Consider the following 17,154-nt stretch of genomic DNA (forward strand, 5'->3'; position numbering starts at 1 on the left):
AAGCTAGCTATATTCATATAGCTAGCTTGTCAAATTAAGGGGAGATTATAAGTATGTTAGAAAATCAAATTAATGAAAGATCATTGTTACTGCATAAAGAATTAGTAGGGAAAATTGAAATTACAAGTAAAGTAGAAGTAAATTCAGCGGATGATTTAAGCCTGACATATACACCAGGTGTAGCGGAGTCTTGCAAAGCAATTGCGGCGGATGAAGAAGCAGTGTATGACTATACGGCACGCGGTAATATGGTAGCAGTTGTCTCAGATGGAACAGCGGTACTTGGTTTAGGGAATATTGGACCGAAAGCAGCTATGCCTGTTATGGAAGGAAAGAGTATTTTATTTAAGAAATTTGCGAATGTAGATGCTTTCCCATTATGTTTAGGTACGACTGATGTGGATGAAATCGTTACCCTTGTGAAAAATTTAGAGCCTACGTTTGCAGGAATTAACTTAGAAGATATTGCGGCACCACGCTGTTTTGAAATTGAAAAGCGATTAAAAGCAGAAACGAATATTCCTGTATTCCATGATGATCAACATGGAACAGCTATTGTCGTCTTAGCAGCTGTTATTAATGCATTAAAAGTTGTTAGCAAACAAATGGATAATGTGAAAATTGTTATTAACGGTGCGGGTTCGGCAGGAATTGCAATTGGAAAATTATTATTAAAAGCTGGTGCAAAGCGCATTACGTTAGTTAGCTTAGAAGGTATTGTTTGTGAAGGTGAATCATGGATGAACGAAGCACAAATTGAAGTTTCCAAAAAGACAAATCGAGAATATGTGCGTGGAACGTTAAAAGAAGCGATTCATCAAGCTGATATTTTTATTGGCGTATCTGCTCCTAACGTATTAACGAAAGAACTTGTACAAACGATGAATGAGAAAGCAATTGTGTTTGCTATGGCGAATCCAATTCCAGAAATCTTCCCAGAGGATGCATTAAAGGCTGGGGCAGCTGTAGTAGGAACCGGGCGCTCAGATTATGCGAATCAAGTAAATAATGTATTGGCGTTCCCAGGGATATTCCGTGGTGCGTTAGATGTGCGCGCGACTGATATTACAGAAGAGATGAAATTAGCGGCAGCATATGGGATCGCTAACATCATTACGGACGAAGAACGTAATGCGAATTATGTAATCCCGAATCCGTTAGATAAAAGAGTTGTTCCAAGTGTTGCGGAAGCTGTAGCGAAAGCAGCCATTGATTCAGGTGTGGCGCAAATTATGAAAATACCAAGTTATTAATAGCTAAAAGCAGTGCCTAAAAAGGCACTGCTTTTTTGAGATAAGAAATCAAAATAATGAAGAAGTGTAAAATTATTTATTTGTGTTTCTTCACTATTTATTTAATTCCATTGCAACTTGTTTACCATTTACTAAAACCTCAGTTACTGCTACAATCACTTCTATCATTTTTTTCATCTCTCATCTCTCCTCGTGTCATTTCTTATTTTAAGTATAAGAGAAGAGAGATACTTCAACTATCGAAGTACATGACGTAGAAATTACATTGTTGTAAGAAAGTGTTTTAGTTTTGTCACTTTACTCAGCAGTAATTACAAACTGATCATAATATTTTTCATTCACATATATATTTAATACCCATAATCCAGGTGAAGGTAGTGACATAGTGAGAGGAAGTTCGTTTGTAGTGGAATCAATTGTATTTGAAGTAGTCCAAGTTGGTTTGGAAGTTTCTTGTTGAAAGAGTACTGGTGTTGGAGTTACTGATCCTTGTTTTAGTGCAATAATAGATAGTTTTCCAGTGGGCATTTCAGGATCTAAAAAGTACCACATTATTTCATTTTTTTCATTTACGATAATAGGGCTATCAGCCATTGCAATTTTTTCTTCGATGCCTTTTAAAGGTATTTTTTCTTGTATGAAGGAGGGTGTTTCTTCCCAATTTACATCTTTTAAAACGCTAAGATGAAAGAAGGAAGGTGCATTAACTTGAGTGGATGACGTGGCGATGGCTTCTTTTTTAGGTGCTTCTGAATCAGGTTGCGCTTGTGTGCATCCAGCGATGAGAAAAGAGAAAAGTAGCATAGTTCCAATTTTTTTCATGGTGTCACACTCCTAATTTTTATTGTTAGTGTAATTGTATTTGCTAGAAAGCGGGACAATTCCTTTAAAACGTCAAAAGAGGTCGTAAGTTTTGTACGACCTCTTTTGACATTTTTTATATTTGTTCAGTTGAAAAGGTAGGTTCATTCTCTTTTTGCGGCATCGTTAAGAAAATAACAGAAAGAACGATACATACGCCGCCTAATAATTGATAGGCTCCAAAGGATTCATTCAGCCAAGCGATTGAAACGATGGCAGCTACAAGTGGTTCAATGCTAGATAAAATGCTCGTTTCTGTTGCTGCTAAATATTTCAGACTACCGATATAAAGGAGGAAAGAAAGAGTGCCACTTATGATGATAAGAATAAGCATAGAAAAAGTTTTTTGTGTAAAAGTTTGTGAAAGCTGATTCCATTCAAACGAGCGATTACAAATAAGCAGGGCAATGCCACCGATTAACATCCCCCAGCCAATTACTACAGTTGTTCCGCATTCTTTAATAAGAGAAGCTGGATGAAGGGTATAAAATGCAAAGCCAATTGCTGTTAATAGGCCGAAAATAATGGCTTCTTTCGATAAAACAATATTTTCAATTGAACCGTTTGTAATAATAAAGTACGTTCCTGTTAGGGCAGTTATAATTGCAAGTAGTTGCATAGAAGCAGGGAATTTTCTTTGTCCAAATGCGACATAAATGGTAATAAGAACAGGGCCAAGAAATTGAAATAATGTCGCTGTAACCGCGTTACTAATATGAACTGTTTCAATAAAGGCGTATTGCGCACCGAGCATGCCGAGAATAGAGAAAATAATAAGTTGTATAGAATGTCTAGGATGTTTCCAAATTTGAAATATGTTTTGTTTCTTTATAAGCAAGAAAGATAAAATAAATATTCCCGCAAGCAACAAGCGAATTGTTAAAAAATCAATTGATGATACGTTAGTATGTTGAAATAGCCACTGAATCATCGGGCCAGATAATCCCCATAAGGTAGCTCCTGTAATAATCATAATGAGTCCAATCCGTCTATTGTTGTTCATAATCATGCATCCCCTCTCGAGTATTTGATTTTTTATGTGTGACATGATACAAGGAATTATATATAACTTCTGGTACTGTAAAAAGTATCAGATTTTAGTTTTATTAAGGGGTCAGATATTATGTTAGAATTAACGCCTAATTTAAATACGAAAAGTAAAATAGCATTGTATGTGCAATTGTATGAGTATATAAAAAAAGAGATTAAAGATGGAACGATTCCGGCTTTTACAAAATTACCTGCTAAAAGAAAGCTGGCGAGCTATTTACAAGTGAGTAAGAATACAGTAGAAGCGGCTTACGAGCAATTACTTGCAGAAGGTTATATTGAATCGGCATCGAGAAAAGGTTATTTCGTATGTAAAATTGAACAAATGATTTATGTAGAAAGAAGCGAAGCGAAAGTAGAAGAAGTATCGTTTCAGGAGGAGAACTATAAATTTGATTTCACCCAAACAGGGGTTGATACGGATACTTTTCCGTTCACTACGTACCGCAAGCTTATAAATGATGTATGGCAGCCACATAATAATGAGTTACTTTTTCTTGGACACCCTCAAGGGGAATTGAGCTTAAGGGAGGAAATTGCGAACTATTTGTATGAATCTAGAGGTGTGCGTTGTTCAGCTAGCCAGATCGTATTAGGGGCGGGTACACAAATATTAGTAAAGCTACTGTTTCAATTGTTAAAGGGAAGCAATTATGCAGTTGAAAACCCAGGTTATCACAGGAAAATGGTTGTTTTTGAACAGGGAGAAAAGAAGGTTCAAATGTTGTCTTTAGATAGAGACGGAATTTGTATGGCAGAGTTAGAAAATAGCGATGCAAATGTTGTATTTGTAACTCCTTCTCATCAGTTCCCATATGGAATGATTATGCCTATTACGAGAAGGACGCAGCTTTTACAATGGGCAAAGAAAGAAGAAGACAGGTATATTATTGAAGATGATTACGATAGTGAATTTCGCTATTCAGGAAAGCCAATTCCGGCACTACAAGGATTAGATACAGACGGGAAAGTTATTTATATGGGGACACTATCAAAAGCTTTGTTACCCTCATTACGGATGAGCTATATCGTATTACCGAAGAATTTAATTAAAAAATATCAAAAGGAATATTTGTTTTATACACAAAGTGTTTCAAGAATGGACCAAGAAGTGATAAGAAAGTTTTTAAATGAAGGGTATTGGGAAAAACATATTCATAAAATGCGTGTTGTTTACCGAAAAAAGAGGGATCGACTTGTTTTTGAAATAGAGAAGTATTTCTCTAATCGTGTTGAAGTGATCGGAGAAGATTCTGGATTACACATTTTATTACAAGTGCATAATGGAATGCGAGAAGAAGAACTCATTAAAGAAGCTGCAAAATATAGTATTAAAATATATCCTGTTTCTACGTACTATAAAGACGGTACTGCGCCTGAAAATGTAGTTTTACTTGGGTTTGCAATTTTATCAGAAGACGAAATTGCGAAAGCGATTCAATTATTACATAAGGCATGGTATACAAGAAAGTAAAAAACATCCTCCAGGCATGAGGATGTTTTTTATTATTTATTTTCATCTAAGAATAAGACCATATGCTCTTCGTCCCAATACTGTCCGTTATATTTCAGTGAACGTTCTTGTACACCGAATGTTTTAAAACCTAATGATTCATAAAGTTTCTTCGCACCATCGTTGCCAACAACAACATCAAGCATAACTTGTTCCACCTCTAAAGATTTAGCAAGTTCAAGACATTCTTTAATAAGTGCTTTTCCTGCTCCAAGTCCGCGTGCTTTTGGAGAAACATATACAGAACCGATTTTAGCTTTATGTTCTTGTTTTACGTATGGTTTCGTTTCCAGTGTTGCAACCCCGATTAATTGTCCATCTTTAAATGCACCTAGCGTATAGTTTTCATCTTGTGCTAATTTTTGTGCTTTATATTCAATCGCACACTCTTTATTAATAATATCTTCATAAGAAGAGCTGAAAGCTTCAGGGTTTTGCTTTAACCCTTCTACACGAAGTTCTAAGTAAATTTCCGCTTCGTCTTTTGTTAATACATGGATATCCAATTGTATCACCCTCCAAATCTTTGCAAATGTACCTTTATTTTATATTGAAATAAGAATAATTTCAAAAGCTTAGCTTATATAAGCTGATTTTACGAACAAAATAACACCAGTAGTGTTTACTACTACTGGTGTTTTCACACGCATCTTATTCAAAAGGTAGCTCGATTCTAAAGTTTGTTCCTACTCCTAATTGGCTTGTTACTAGAATGGAGCCGTTATGCAATTCTACAATTTCTTTTGCAACAGCTAGCCCGATACCTTTTCCTCCAGTAGCTCTCGTTCTCGATTTATCAACACGATAAAAACGATCAAAAATATGCGGGATATCTTCTTCAGGAATACCTTCTCCTTCATCGGCTACACTTATTGTAAAAGAATCTGTTTCTGTGAGTACGCGTATCGTAATAGTAGTGTTTTCTGGCGAATGTTGATAAGCATTGTGTAATAAATTTAACATAACTTGTTCCATACGTCTTTCGTCTATGCAAACTTCTAAATTATCTTTGCAATATACATGGAGTTGCATTTGTTTATTTGTTAATGTTGTTTTTGTTTTTTCAACCATTCGTTCTAAAAATGGCCTAAGAATTACTTTTTGTTTTTTTATAACAAACTGGTGTTGTTCTAATTGCACCAGCATAAATAAATCTTGGACGAGATCTGTTACACTATCTGTTTCATCCTCAATGATTTGTAAGTATTCTTCACGCTCTTCTTTCGTTAAAGAGTCTCTCTTTGCTACCTTCGCATAACCTTTCATATAGGTTAATGGAGTTAATAGTTCATGGGCAACACTAGCGAGAAATTCATTGCGTTCTTTTTTCATATAAGCCAGTTCACTAGATAAATCTTCAATCGTTTTTGCTAAACTTCCAAGTTCATCATTCCGTTTAATACCTAATTGAATTGGCTTATTTAACTTTGACATTTTTTCTGTTGCCTTCTTCATTTTTATAAGCGGTTCTGTAATAACACGAGAAAAAACAAAGACAGAAATAGTCGTTAAAATAATTGTCAAAACACTAATGATAAGAAATTGATTCATGAGTTTAAGTAACATATTTTCTAAGAAAGATGTCTTTAATAACATATACAACTTACCTTGAAACCCTTGAAGTTCCAGCGGGCTTACCGTTGTGATGAATTTTGATTTTTTCCAGTTCTTTTCGACGATTAATCCGCCTTTTGGAATAGGTTCTGTTTTACAAGTAAGTTGTTTCTGCATTGCCTTTGTTACGGGTTCTGAAGTGGAAATGACTTTGCCATTATTGTCTGTTATTATGATGGCTATATCAGAGTTAGCAATTAATTCTGATTCTACTAAGTGTTCAGCTTCATCCGCGATATCGAACTCTGGATACACAGGACGGTTAGGATTTTTATTGTATTCGGCGCGTTCGAGGTATTTCTTTTCTTTAGCAATGGCACTCCACTTTGTGCGGTTTTTAATTTTGTTACTATAGCGATTACCTTTTTCTAAAAGAGCAAGTGTTTCTTCCTCAATGCGCATTGTTGAAATGCTTTTGTAAAAAGATACAAAAGCAATTGTTTCAATACATAAAGCTAATATTAAAAAGTATGTCCCAATTTTAAGTGAAAGTTTACTCATTTCCTCACCATACCTTATTTCATATAAAGGGTCAGTGGTATACTATTGTCCACTGACCGAAGTAATTATTCACTTTTCCATTTATACCCGACTTTATAGACAGTTTCTAAGTAATCTTCAACAGGAAATCCTTTTTTACGTAATTTATCGCGGATATTACGAATATGTGAATCGATTGTTCTATATTCAATGTCTGTTTCATAACCCCAAATTTTTTCGATTAAATCATCTCGGCTATAAGCACGGTTTGTATTTTGTAAAAATAGTCCAAGTAACGAAAACTCGATAGGTGTCAGGGAGATTTTGTCATTATAAACTGTGACAGTATGTTTCGTTTTATCCCACTCGATACCATTGAAGCTAACAAATCCATCTTTCTTTGTACGACGTAATATAGCTTCGATTCTTGCGACTAATACATGCTCATCAAATGGTTTTGTAATATAGTCATCCGCGCCCATAGTGAGGCCTTTCACCATATCGTAATTTTGATTACGAGCTGTTAGCATAATGATTGGAACGTTGGAAATTTGACGGATTTGATAGCAAGTATCCCATCCATCCATATTCGGCATCATAACATCTAACAAAATAATATCGAAGTCTTTTTGTTCTATTAACTTTAGTGCTTCAAGGCCAGAGGTAGCTTTCATACAAAAATAGCCACGAGGACTTAAGAACAGATCTAATAATCGTAACATGCGTTCTTCATCGTCTACTAATAAAATTTTCACCATAATCTTGTGCACCCCAAACTGTTCATTCTACTTGTATAGTTTACATGAAAATAATAAAAAACTCTTTTTATGTGATTGAGTGGAAGAGTTTTTTTACGCTCAGAGTAATTGACATAAAAAATGCACTAGTTTTGCACAACTATTTTTTATAATAGAAAACGTAGCGACACAAAATACCCTATGTTGCGACATAACGTCATGTCATTTTATTTATAAAATGACAATTCCATTCTATTGTGTATGTGAGATAGAGAGGGTTTTCGTATTCACCTCGCATCGGATAAGAAAAATTTCCTATCTCACACTTTTTTTAAAAGGAGATCATACACATGAATCCAAAAGAAGAAATTTCAAAAAAAGAAAAGCAAGATCGTAATACGGTTGTCATGTGCATTGCCGTATCTATGGTTATTATTATAAGTTGTGTAAATAAAATTTTGGGGATTTTATAATATAGAAAAAGCTTATTGCTTCTTAAGAAGCAATAAGCTTTTTTCGTTGTTAGGGGGAGTATTTTTATATAATAAACCAAGGTAAAATTGCTAATCCAGAAGTTACAATTGCTGTAGTAAATATTAAAAGCATAGCTCGTTTGTTTTGTTTCATGTCACATTCTCCTCTACATATCAAGTACATGCGATTAGCGTGGGATGTAGTTCCCCACTGAGTAAAGTTTCACTTTATACTTTTAGTATAATGAATGGAAAGGTTTGGTACGATCGATAAAGGTGACATGAAGATTACATTGTTGTAATGAAAAAAGCACCTTCCTTAATAAGAAGATGCTTTTAAAAAACTATATTGAAGTATTAATCATTTAAGAACAGAACCATATGTTCCTCGTCCCAATATTGACCGTTATGTTTTAAAGAACGTTCTTGTACGCCGTAAGTTTGGAAACCTAATGATTCATATAATTTTTTGGCCCCAGTGTTACCAGCTACAACATCGAGCATAAGTTGTTCTACATGTAGTTTATCGGCATTTTCAATAATTGCTTTAATTAGAGCTCGTCCTGCTCCAAGGCCACGCGCTTTTGGGGAAACAAAAACGGAACCGATTTTTGCTTTATGTTCTTGTTTAATGAAAGGCTTTGTTTCTAAAGTAGAAATGCCGATTAAATCGTTATCTTTGAAGACCCCTAGAGTATACTTATCCGGATTGCTTAATCGTTTTGCCATAGCAGCTACAGGATCCTCATGTTTAAGAACATCTTCATAAGAAGAGCTAAAAGCTTCCGGGTTCTTCGTTAAACCTTCCATACAAACTTTTAAATATATTTCTGCGTCCTCTGTCGTTAATAAGCGAATTTCCATAGTTATAACCTCCTTGGTCGATTTCAAATAAAATAAATCCATTACTTCTATAAGATTGTGTATGCGTTTTGTTAGCAGTCTCTTTTAATTTGTAAAAGAATGAAAAGATATATGCTACAATGTTTTGTTTTTAATATGTAATGAAATTATATATTAACTTTATTAACTATTCAAGTCTTTAATATATTACATTTTTATAACTAAAATAACTCCTCAACCGAGGAGTTATTTTAGTTATTCGATTGATAACCATCAATTCGATGTGGATGTGTGTAAATATTGCAAGATTCGTTTCTAATAAATCCTACGACTGTAATGCCTAAATCATGAGCGAGTTGTAATGCTAATTTTGTTGGAGCGGATTTAGATAGAACCATTTCACATCCGATTTTTGAAACTTTGAGTAAAATTTCGGATGAAATACGCCCACTAAATGCAATGATTTTTCCTTTAACAGATATATCGTTGCGCAAACAATGGCCATATATTTTATCTAATGCATTATGTCTTCCGATATCCATTCTTGATAGGAGGATATTATTTCGATCACATAGCGCGGTATTGTGAACCCCGCCGGTTTGGCGAAAGGTAGTGGAAGATTGTTGTAAAGTATTCATTAAGTAAAAGCATTCTTCAGGAGTAATTTTTACATGTATATCATGTAAATCTTTTGCTTTTGCTGCATCGTTAACGAAAATGAAACCTTGTCTACCTTTTCCGCAGCAAGAAGTGATGTATCGTTTATTATATAAAGTTTGATAGAGTGGATTTACTTTTGATGATGTTACATGGACAATTCCGTTATCTTTTTGCACCCATAGTTCTTCAACATCTTTATAGGAAGCAATAATTCCTTCAGAAATTAAAAAACCAATTACCATATCTTCAATATAATTTGGTGTGCATACAACTGTTACATATTCTTCACCATTTAATTTAATAGTAATAGGAGATTCTGTAACAATCTCATCCAGTTGTTTTGAAAATGTACCAGATTGATAGCGTACAATTGTATAAGTCTCTTGCGTAGGCCCCATATTAAATTCCCCTTTTATATGTATTTCTCTCCCATATTTATCATAAAACAATGGGGAAATAAAAACACCTATTAGCAAGGAAATCACAGATTATTTTGGTTATTATTGTATATGTACGATATAATAGAACCGTAGAATAGTGATATTTTCAAGCTTTCGTAGTTATACCTTATAACATCTAGAATCGACTTCATAAGAAAAGTATTCGGGCAGAGCGTTTCAAAAATATGTACAGTAATGCGATTTTGAAAACGGATTCATAATTGTGTTGTACAGTTGGTTGTAAGGAGAGGGGAAACTATGGCAGAACAGACAGTCCGTGTAACCGTGGATGGTAAAGAATTTTCCACATCGGGTGAAAAGACGATACTACAATTATTTAACGAGAGTAATTTGGAACATCCTCAAATTTGTCATGTACCAGAAGTAGATCCAATTCAAACTTGTGATACGTGTATTGTAGAAGTAAATGGGAAGTTATTACGTGCTTGTTCAACGAAATTAGCGAACGGTATGCATATCGAAAGACAGTCCCAGCGTGCAAAAGAGGCACAGACTGAGGCAATGGATCGAATATTAGAGAATCATTTATTGTATTGTACCGTTTGTGATAACAATAATGGTAACTGTAAAGTCCATAACACGGTACATATGATGGGAATCGAAGAACAGAAATATCCGTATGAGCCGAAAGTAAGTGCTTGTGAAGTGGATATGTCACATCCGTTTTATCGGTATGATCCAAATCAATGCATTGCTTGTGGACAGTGTGTAGAAGTATGTCAAAACTTACAGGTTAATGAAACTATATCGATAGACTGGAACTTAGATCGTCCACGTGTTATATGGGATCATGGTGTAAGCATAAATGACTCATCTTGTGTGAGTTGTGGGCAATGTGTAACAGTATGTCCATGTAATGCGTTAATGGAAAAATCAATGTTAGGTGAAGCTGGATTCATGACAGGATTAAAGCCAGATGTGTTAGATCCGATGATTGATTTTGTAAAGGATGTAGAGCCTGGATATAGTAGTATTTTGGCAGTTTCAGAAGTAGAGGCTGCGATGCGTAAGACGAAAGTTAATAAAACAAAAACAGTTTGTACATTTTGTGGTGTCGGTTGTTCATTCGAAGTATGGACGAAAGATCGTCAAATTTTGAAAGTACAACCTGTTTCAGATGCACCTGTTAATGGTATTTCCACATGTGTAAAAGGTAAATTTGGATGGGACTTTGTAAATAGTGAAGATCGAATTACGAAGCCATTAATTCGCCAAGGAGATATGTTTGTTGAAGCTTCATGGGAAGAAGCATTAGAAGTTGTTGCTTCTAACATGCAGCATATTAAATCTGAATATGGCAGCGATGCATTTGGATTCATTTCTTCATCGAAAGTAACGAATGAAGAAAATTACCTTATGCAAAAACTAGCTCGACAAATATATGGAACGAATAATGTAGACAACTGTTCTCGTTACTGTCAGTCGCCAGCGACAGATGGTTTATTTAAAACTGTCGGTATGGGCGGGGATGCTGGAACAGTGAAAGATATAGCTGAAGCAGGACTTGTCATTATCGTTGGTGCGAATCCAACAGAAGGACATCCTGTACTTGCGACGCGTGTAAAACGTGCTCATAAATTACACGAGCAAAAACTAATTGTAGCAGACCTCCGTAAACATGAAATGGCAGAGCGTGCGGATTTATTTATTCATCCGAGCCAAGGAACGGATTACGTATGGCTTGCTGGTATTACGAAATATATTATTGATCAAGATTGGCACGATAAAAAGTTTTTAGCTGAAAACGTAAAGAATTTTGATGAATATAGCAAAATGCTAGAGAAATATACGCTGGACTATACAGAGAAAATTACGGGGATTTCGAAAGAAAATCTGAAAGAAATGGCTCGTATGGTATATGAAGCAGATGGTACTTGTATACTTTGGGGAATGGGTGTAACTCAAAATACAGGAGGAAGTACGACATCAGCAGCAATTTCAAATTTACTACTTGTTACGGGTAACTACCGTCGTCCTGGTGCAGGTGCATATCCATTAAGAGGACATAATAACGTACAAGGTGCTTGTGATATGGCAACATTACCAAACTGGCTTCCAGGTTATCAAGCAGTATCAGATGATACGCTTCGTGCTAAGTTTGAAAAAGCATATGGTACAACTATTCCGAAAGCGCCAGGATTAAATAATATTGCAATGTTACTTGCAGCGGAAGAAGGAAAACTACGCGGTATGTATGTCATGGGTGAGGAAATGGCTTTAGTCGATTCAAATGCGAACCATGTGCAACATATTTTAGCGAATTTAGATTTTCTTGTCGTTCAAGATATGTTCTTATCAAAAACAGCTCGTTTTGCTGATGTTATTTTACCGGCAGCACCAAGCTTAGAAAAAGAAGGAACGTTTACGAATACAGAGCGCCGTATTCAAAGATTATATGAAGTATTGAAACCGCTTGGTGATTCCAAACCAGATTGGTGGATTTTGCAAAAAGTTGCTCGTGCACTGGGCGGGGATTGGAATTACGAAAGTCCAAGTGAAATTATGGACGAAATCGCATCACTTGCACCGTTATACTCTCAAGCGACGTATGACCGTCTAGAAGGATGGAATAGTTTATGTTGGGGTAGTCATGATGGTAGCGATACACCGCTATTATATGTAGATGGATTTAACTTCCCAGATAAACTTGCTCGTTTATCATTAGATGAATGGGTACCACCGGTTGTAGCACCAGATGAGTATGATTTACTTTTAAATAATGGACGCATGCTCGAGCATTTCCATGAAGGGAATATGACGAATAAGTCGGCTGGTATTTTATCTAAAGTATCTGAAGTATTCGTTGAAATTTCACCGGAACTTGCTATAGAGCGCAATGTGAAAGATGGTGGTCTTGTGGAATTAGCATCACCATTTGGGAAAATTAAAGTACAAGCGCTTATTACAGATCGTGTAACGGGGAAAGAGCTATATTTACCGATGCATGCAACAGTAAATGAAGAAGCGATTAATATTTTAACTGGGACGGCAACAGACATTTATACGTGTACACCGGCGTATAAACAAACGATGGTGAAAATGCGTGTGTTACGTGAAAAAGGAGACCGCCCGTTACCATCTTCGAACCCGCGAGATAAAAAGCGTAATCCGCAAAATGGTGTTGAAATCGAGCAAAAGTGGCAAAGAAAACAATACGTATCACTTGTGGACTAGGGGGCGGAGATAGTGGCGAAAGAAATTACGTTAATTAAAAAGAAAGTTGTAACAGAGGAAGAACAGAAGCAGCAATTAGCAGATGAACTTCTAAATGAGCTATCTAATAATCGTGAAGCAGTAGAAGAAACAATGCAGCTTTTAGCACAGTTGCAAAAGGCTGGTATATTAGATGCGGCGATTAGTTTACTTGCTGCGAAGGAAGATGTTTCAAAGATCGCTGTGGAGCAATTAAATCGTGAACCAGTTAAAAATGCACTTAACAATATGATGGGAGCGGGGGAAGCACTATCCTCAGTTGACCCAGAAGTAACGAAGCAAATCACATCGAGTTTAGTCACTGGATTACAATTTGCAACAGATGAATTAAATAGTGGCAAAAAAACAAAAGTGATGGATTTCTTTAAAGTGTTAAAAGATCCAGATATCAATAGAGCCATTACATTCGGTTTTAGCTTCTTGAAAGCATTTGGACAAGGGTTAGAGAAAAAATAGAGTAGATGAAAAAAGTGATGGGGAGTAACCATCACTTTTTTCATTGTATGTATAAGAGTGTTCATGTTAAGCGGAATATATTATTATTAAAAAGATGGATTAGAAATGGAAATGTGGAATCCATCTCAAATATCGCTTTAGAATGTGGAGGAATATATGCAACACCGTAAAAGACTATCTATACCAGGAGTAATTGGACATTCCTTTCAAACAGTTAGATTTGCTTTTTGGAATGTATTAACCTTTCAACTTGCTTATAAATTATTAGCAGCGATTGTATTTGTCCCGCTATTTGGGATCATTTTTAATAAGTTATTGTATTTTGGTGGTTATGCAAATGCGACGAATGATGAATTATTAGCGTTTTTAAAGACGCCATACGGCATAATGGCAATCGTAATTTTATCATTGTTAGCACTGTTTCTTATCTTTACGGAATTTGCGGTGCTTATTATTATTTCGTACTTTGCTCATAAAAGGCAAAAGGTGAGATTACGTCCGATTTTGTATAAAACAGTAACGTATTTACCTTCCCTTTTTACATATTGCTTACCAGGATTTGTTTTGTACGCAGTTGTGTTATTACCACTATTAAGTACGGGGTATAAATCTGCATTGATTCCTGAGATTCAAATTCCTAATTTTATTACAGGTGAACTATTTAAGACAACAATGGGTCAAGTTGGATATTATACTTTCTTTGCTGTAGTTGCCTATTTAAATCTTCGTTGGATCTTTGTTTTACCTATTATTGTTTTAGAGGAAAAGCCGTTCCGCACCGCAGCACGAAAAAGTGCAAACTTAGTAAAAGAAAGCTTTTTTAAAGTATTATTCTTTTTAGTAGGTTTTTTCATATCTGTAGGAATTGTCTTTCTTTTATTTATAGGAATTTATTTACTTTGTCTGTGGGGAGTATATGAATTTACAAACCCAGCAGGGACATTTGCATTATTAGCGGAATCAACAATGTCTGTGTTTTTAACGAGTACATTGTATTTATTTAGCTTTATCGTGACACCATTTTATATTATGGCGATTACGCGATTGTACTTACAAAAGGTTCCAGTTGAAGATGTTTTATTAGAAGAAGGATTAGATTATTCGAAAACGAAAGCAGATAAATGTTTCTTCCAAAAACATCGTTGGAAATTTATTGGCGTATATATTGTAGGAATTATTACTGCGGGAATGGTTGTTGCCTTCATTGTGACCTTTATTACAAACACATATAAAGAACCAATTATTATGGCTCATCGTGGTTATATTTCAAAAGGTGTAGAGAATACGAAAGAAGCTGTGCAGGGGGCTATTGATGCGAAAGCAGACTATGCTGAAATTGATGTACTGCAAACGAAAGACGGTGAACTAGCAGTTATACATGATTTGAAGCTAAAACGTCTTGCTAATGCTAATGTTCATGTGTCAGATTTAACGATGGACGAGTTAAGACAGCTTACTCTTAGTCAAGATGGGTTTTCAGGACAAATAAGTACACTTGATGAGATTATTAAGCTGTCAAAGGACAAAATCAAACTTAATATTGAAGTGAAGCTTCATGGTGGCGAAAAAGATTTCGTAAACAAAGTATTAAAAGTGATTAAAGATAATGAATTTGAGAAGCAATGTGTCATTCAAACGTTACACTATCCGCTTATTAAAGAGTTTAAACGTGCAAATCCCAATATAAAAGTAGGATATATACTGTATGCAAGTAGAGCTAACTTAAAGAATGTGAAAGCTGATTTTTATGTAGCAGAAGAATACATGTTAAATAAGAAATTAGTAAAAGAAGCAAGAAAGTTAAACAAGCCGATTTACGTATGGACGGTAAATGATATGGAAAGTTTAAAGGGATATTACAAATTAAACGTAGATGGTATCATTACCGATTATCCTGAAGATGCACGTGAAACAATTAAGATGTTAAAAGAGCAAGAAGCGGAAGAAAGTGATTTGTTTGATAAAATTACTGAAACAACAGATGATTTATTTTCCAAGTTATTTATAAGTTACCCAGCTGCTGGCTAAATGCCTGTAGCTGTTTTTTTAGGAAAAGAATATATCTCTAAAGTATTGTGTACAGTAATAAGTGTATATGTATACGTCGATACTTAGGTTTCTTACATTGTTACATTATTGTCGAATAATAAATGATTGCTTCTTATTTTTAGGGCGTATAATAAAAATAGAGTGATAGATAATGAAATGGCACGAAGATGCTAATAGAATCAATGTTCCATATATTTACACTATTCTAAATATATAAACTTTAAAAAAATGGTATGTTAGCGTTTTCATAACTTTTAAGTTATGCTAGAATAAGGACATAAGTTATTAATTATTACAAAAAGAAAAAAGAATCTCTTTTTTCTGTTAATTATAAGGGGGCATTTCATTATGCGTATTGGGGTACCAGCAGAAATTAAAAACAACGAAAACCGTGTGGCAATGACACCAGCAGGTGTTGTACATTTAATTCGTAACAATCACGAAGTATTCATTCAAAAGGGTGCAGGTTTAGGATCTGGTTTCACAGATGCTCAGTATGTTGAAGCGGGAGCAAAAATTGTTGATACAGCTGAAGAAGCTTGGAATATGGAAATGGTTATGAAAGTTAAGGAACCAGTTGAAAGCGAATACAAACACTTCAGCGAAGGTTTAATCTTATTCACATACTTACACTTAGCTCCAGAACCAGAATTAACAAAAGCATTAATCGAAAAGAAAGTTGTTTCTATTGCATATGAAACAGTACAATTAGAAAACCGTTCTCTACCATTACTTGCACCTATGAGTGAAGTAGCTGGTCGTATGGCTGCACAAATTGGTGCACAATTCCTTGAGAAAAACAAAGGCGGTAAAGGTATTTTACTTGCAGGTGTTCCAGGGGTTAAACGTGGTAAAGTAACAATCATCGGTGGTGGACAAGCTGGTACAAATGCTGCTAAAATTGCAGTTGGACTAGGTGCGGATGTAACAATCATCGACTTAAGTGCAGAACGTCTTCGTCAATTAGATGACATTTTCGGAAACCAAGTAAAAACTTTAATGTCTAATCCTTACAATATTGCAGAAGCTGTAAAAGAGTCTGATCTTGTAATCGGTGCAGTATTAATCCCAGGTGCAAAAGCGCCAAAACTTGTAACAGAAGAAATGATTCAATCAATGGAACCAGGTTCTGTTGTTGTAGATATCGCGATTGACCAAGGTGGTATTTTCGAAACAACTGACCGTATTACAACTCATGATAACCCAACTTACGAAAAACACGGCGTTGTTCATTATGCAGTTGCAAACATGCCAGGTGCGGTTCCACGTACATCAACTCTTGCATTAACAAACGTAACAGTACCATATGCAGTACAAATTGCTAACAAAGGCTACAAAGAAGCTTGCCTAGGAAACGCTGCATTACTAAAAGGTATTAACACATTAGACGGCTATGTAACATTCGAAGCAGTTGCAGAAGCTCACGGTGTAGAGTACAAAGGTGCTAAAGAATTATTAGAAGCAGAAACAGTATCTTGCTAATAGCAGCAT

The 17,154-nt window shown here is 35.2% G+C and carries 14 protein-coding genes; 7 read left to right on the forward strand and 7 right to left on the reverse strand.

Annotated features, from left to right (window positions below):
- Positions 1–53 precede the first annotated feature (53 nt).
- Positions 54–1,253 (forward strand): NAD(P)-dependent malic enzyme, encoded by a 1,200-nt coding sequence (locus tag JDS82_RS22845; protein ID WP_199713993.1) that lies wholly within the window; start codon positions 54–56, stop codon positions 1,251–1,253.
- A 297-nt stretch (positions 1,254–1,550) separates the two neighbouring features.
- Here the strand turns inward: JDS82_RS22845 and JDS82_RS22850 are convergent, their stop codons facing one another.
- Positions 1,551–2,075: a DUF4871 domain-containing protein gene (locus tag JDS82_RS22850; protein WP_000719656.1), complete on the reverse strand. Its 525-nt coding sequence runs from the start codon at positions 2,073–2,075 to the stop codon at positions 1,551–1,553.
- Between the two features lie 115 nt (positions 2,076–2,190).
- A complete protein-coding gene (locus JDS82_RS22855; RefSeq protein WP_001063914.1) occupies positions 2,191–3,117 on the reverse strand; it encodes a DMT family transporter in 927 nt (308 codons plus the stop codon).
- Between the two features lie 120 nt (positions 3,118–3,237).
- On the opposite strand from JDS82_RS22855, the gene pdxR reads away from it, so the two are divergent.
- The gene (gene pdxR / locus JDS82_RS22860; protein WP_199713994.1) at positions 3,238–4,638 is read left to right on the forward strand and encodes a MocR-like pyridoxine biosynthesis transcription factor PdxR; all 1,401 of its coding nucleotides are present in this window, start codon (positions 3,238–3,240) and stop codon (positions 4,636–4,638) included.
- Between the two features lie 32 nt (positions 4,639–4,670).
- On the opposite strand, the gene JDS82_RS22865 is transcribed toward pdxR, so the two are convergent.
- The 3 genes from JDS82_RS22865 to JDS82_RS22875 form a co-directional block, all read right to left on the reverse strand.
- The gene (locus JDS82_RS22865; RefSeq protein WP_000351216.1) at positions 4,671–5,183 is read right to left on the reverse strand and encodes a GNAT family N-acetyltransferase; all 513 of its coding nucleotides are present in this window, start codon (positions 5,181–5,183) and stop codon (positions 4,671–4,673) included.
- 145 nt (positions 5,184–5,328) lie between these two features.
- Entirely contained in the window at positions 5,329–6,792 is a 1,464-nt protein-coding gene (locus tag JDS82_RS22870; protein ID WP_199713995.1) for a HAMP domain-containing sensor histidine kinase, read from the reverse strand.
- 65 nt (positions 6,793–6,857) lie between these two features.
- Positions 6,858–7,529, reverse strand: coding sequence for a response regulator transcription factor (locus JDS82_RS22875; RefSeq protein WP_199713996.1), 672 nt, complete (start codon positions 7,527–7,529; stop codon positions 6,858–6,860).
- Between the two features lie 329 nt (positions 7,530–7,858).
- Here JDS82_RS22875 and JDS82_RS30090 point away from each other — a divergent pair, with 329 nt between their 5' ends.
- Entirely contained in the window at positions 7,859–7,981 is a 123-nt protein-coding gene (locus tag JDS82_RS30090) for a hypothetical protein (RefSeq protein ID WP_001068388.1), read from the forward strand.
- Positions 7,982–8,338: 357 nt separating this feature from the next.
- On the opposite strand, the gene JDS82_RS22880 is transcribed toward JDS82_RS30090, so the two are convergent.
- Together JDS82_RS22880 and fdhD are read right to left on the reverse strand one after the other, a co-directional pair.
- Positions 8,339–8,845: a GNAT family N-acetyltransferase gene (locus JDS82_RS22880; protein ID WP_046953838.1), complete on the reverse strand. Its 507-nt coding sequence runs from the start codon at positions 8,843–8,845 to the stop codon at positions 8,339–8,341.
- 230 nt (positions 8,846–9,075) lie between these two features.
- Positions 9,076–9,882 (reverse strand): formate dehydrogenase accessory sulfurtransferase FdhD, encoded by an 807-nt coding sequence (gene fdhD / locus JDS82_RS22885; protein ID WP_000529227.1) that lies wholly within the window; start codon positions 9,880–9,882, stop codon positions 9,076–9,078.
- 300 nt (positions 9,883–10,182) lie between these two features.
- On the opposite strand from fdhD, the gene fdhF reads away from it, so the two are divergent.
- From fdhF to ald, 4 genes are all read left to right on the forward strand, one after another.
- Positions 10,183–13,119 (forward strand): formate dehydrogenase subunit alpha, encoded by a 2,937-nt coding sequence (gene fdhF, locus JDS82_RS22890; protein ID WP_199713997.1) that lies wholly within the window; start codon positions 10,183–10,185, stop codon positions 13,117–13,119.
- A 12-nt stretch (positions 13,120–13,131) separates the two neighbouring features.
- On the forward strand, positions 13,132–13,614 hold the full coding sequence (locus tag JDS82_RS22895) for a helical membrane plugin domain-containing protein (RefSeq protein WP_001040518.1): 483 nt from the start codon (positions 13,132–13,134) through the stop codon (positions 13,612–13,614).
- Between the two features lie 156 nt (positions 13,615–13,770).
- Positions 13,771–15,642: a glycerophosphoryl diester phosphodiesterase membrane domain-containing protein gene (locus tag JDS82_RS22900; protein WP_001164728.1), complete on the forward strand. Its 1,872-nt coding sequence runs from the start codon at positions 13,771–13,773 to the stop codon at positions 15,640–15,642.
- Between the two features lie 369 nt (positions 15,643–16,011).
- Entirely contained in the window at positions 16,012–17,145 is a 1,134-nt protein-coding gene (gene ald / locus JDS82_RS22905) for an alanine dehydrogenase (RefSeq protein WP_001219752.1), read from the forward strand.
- The last annotated feature ends 9 nt before the right edge of the window (positions 17,146–17,154 follow it).

The sequence above is a fragment of the Bacillus cereus group sp. N14 genome (genome assembly GCF_016483555.1).
Taxonomy (GTDB): domain Bacteria; phylum Bacillota; class Bacilli; order Bacillales; family Bacillaceae_G; genus Bacillus_A; species Bacillus_A wiedmannii.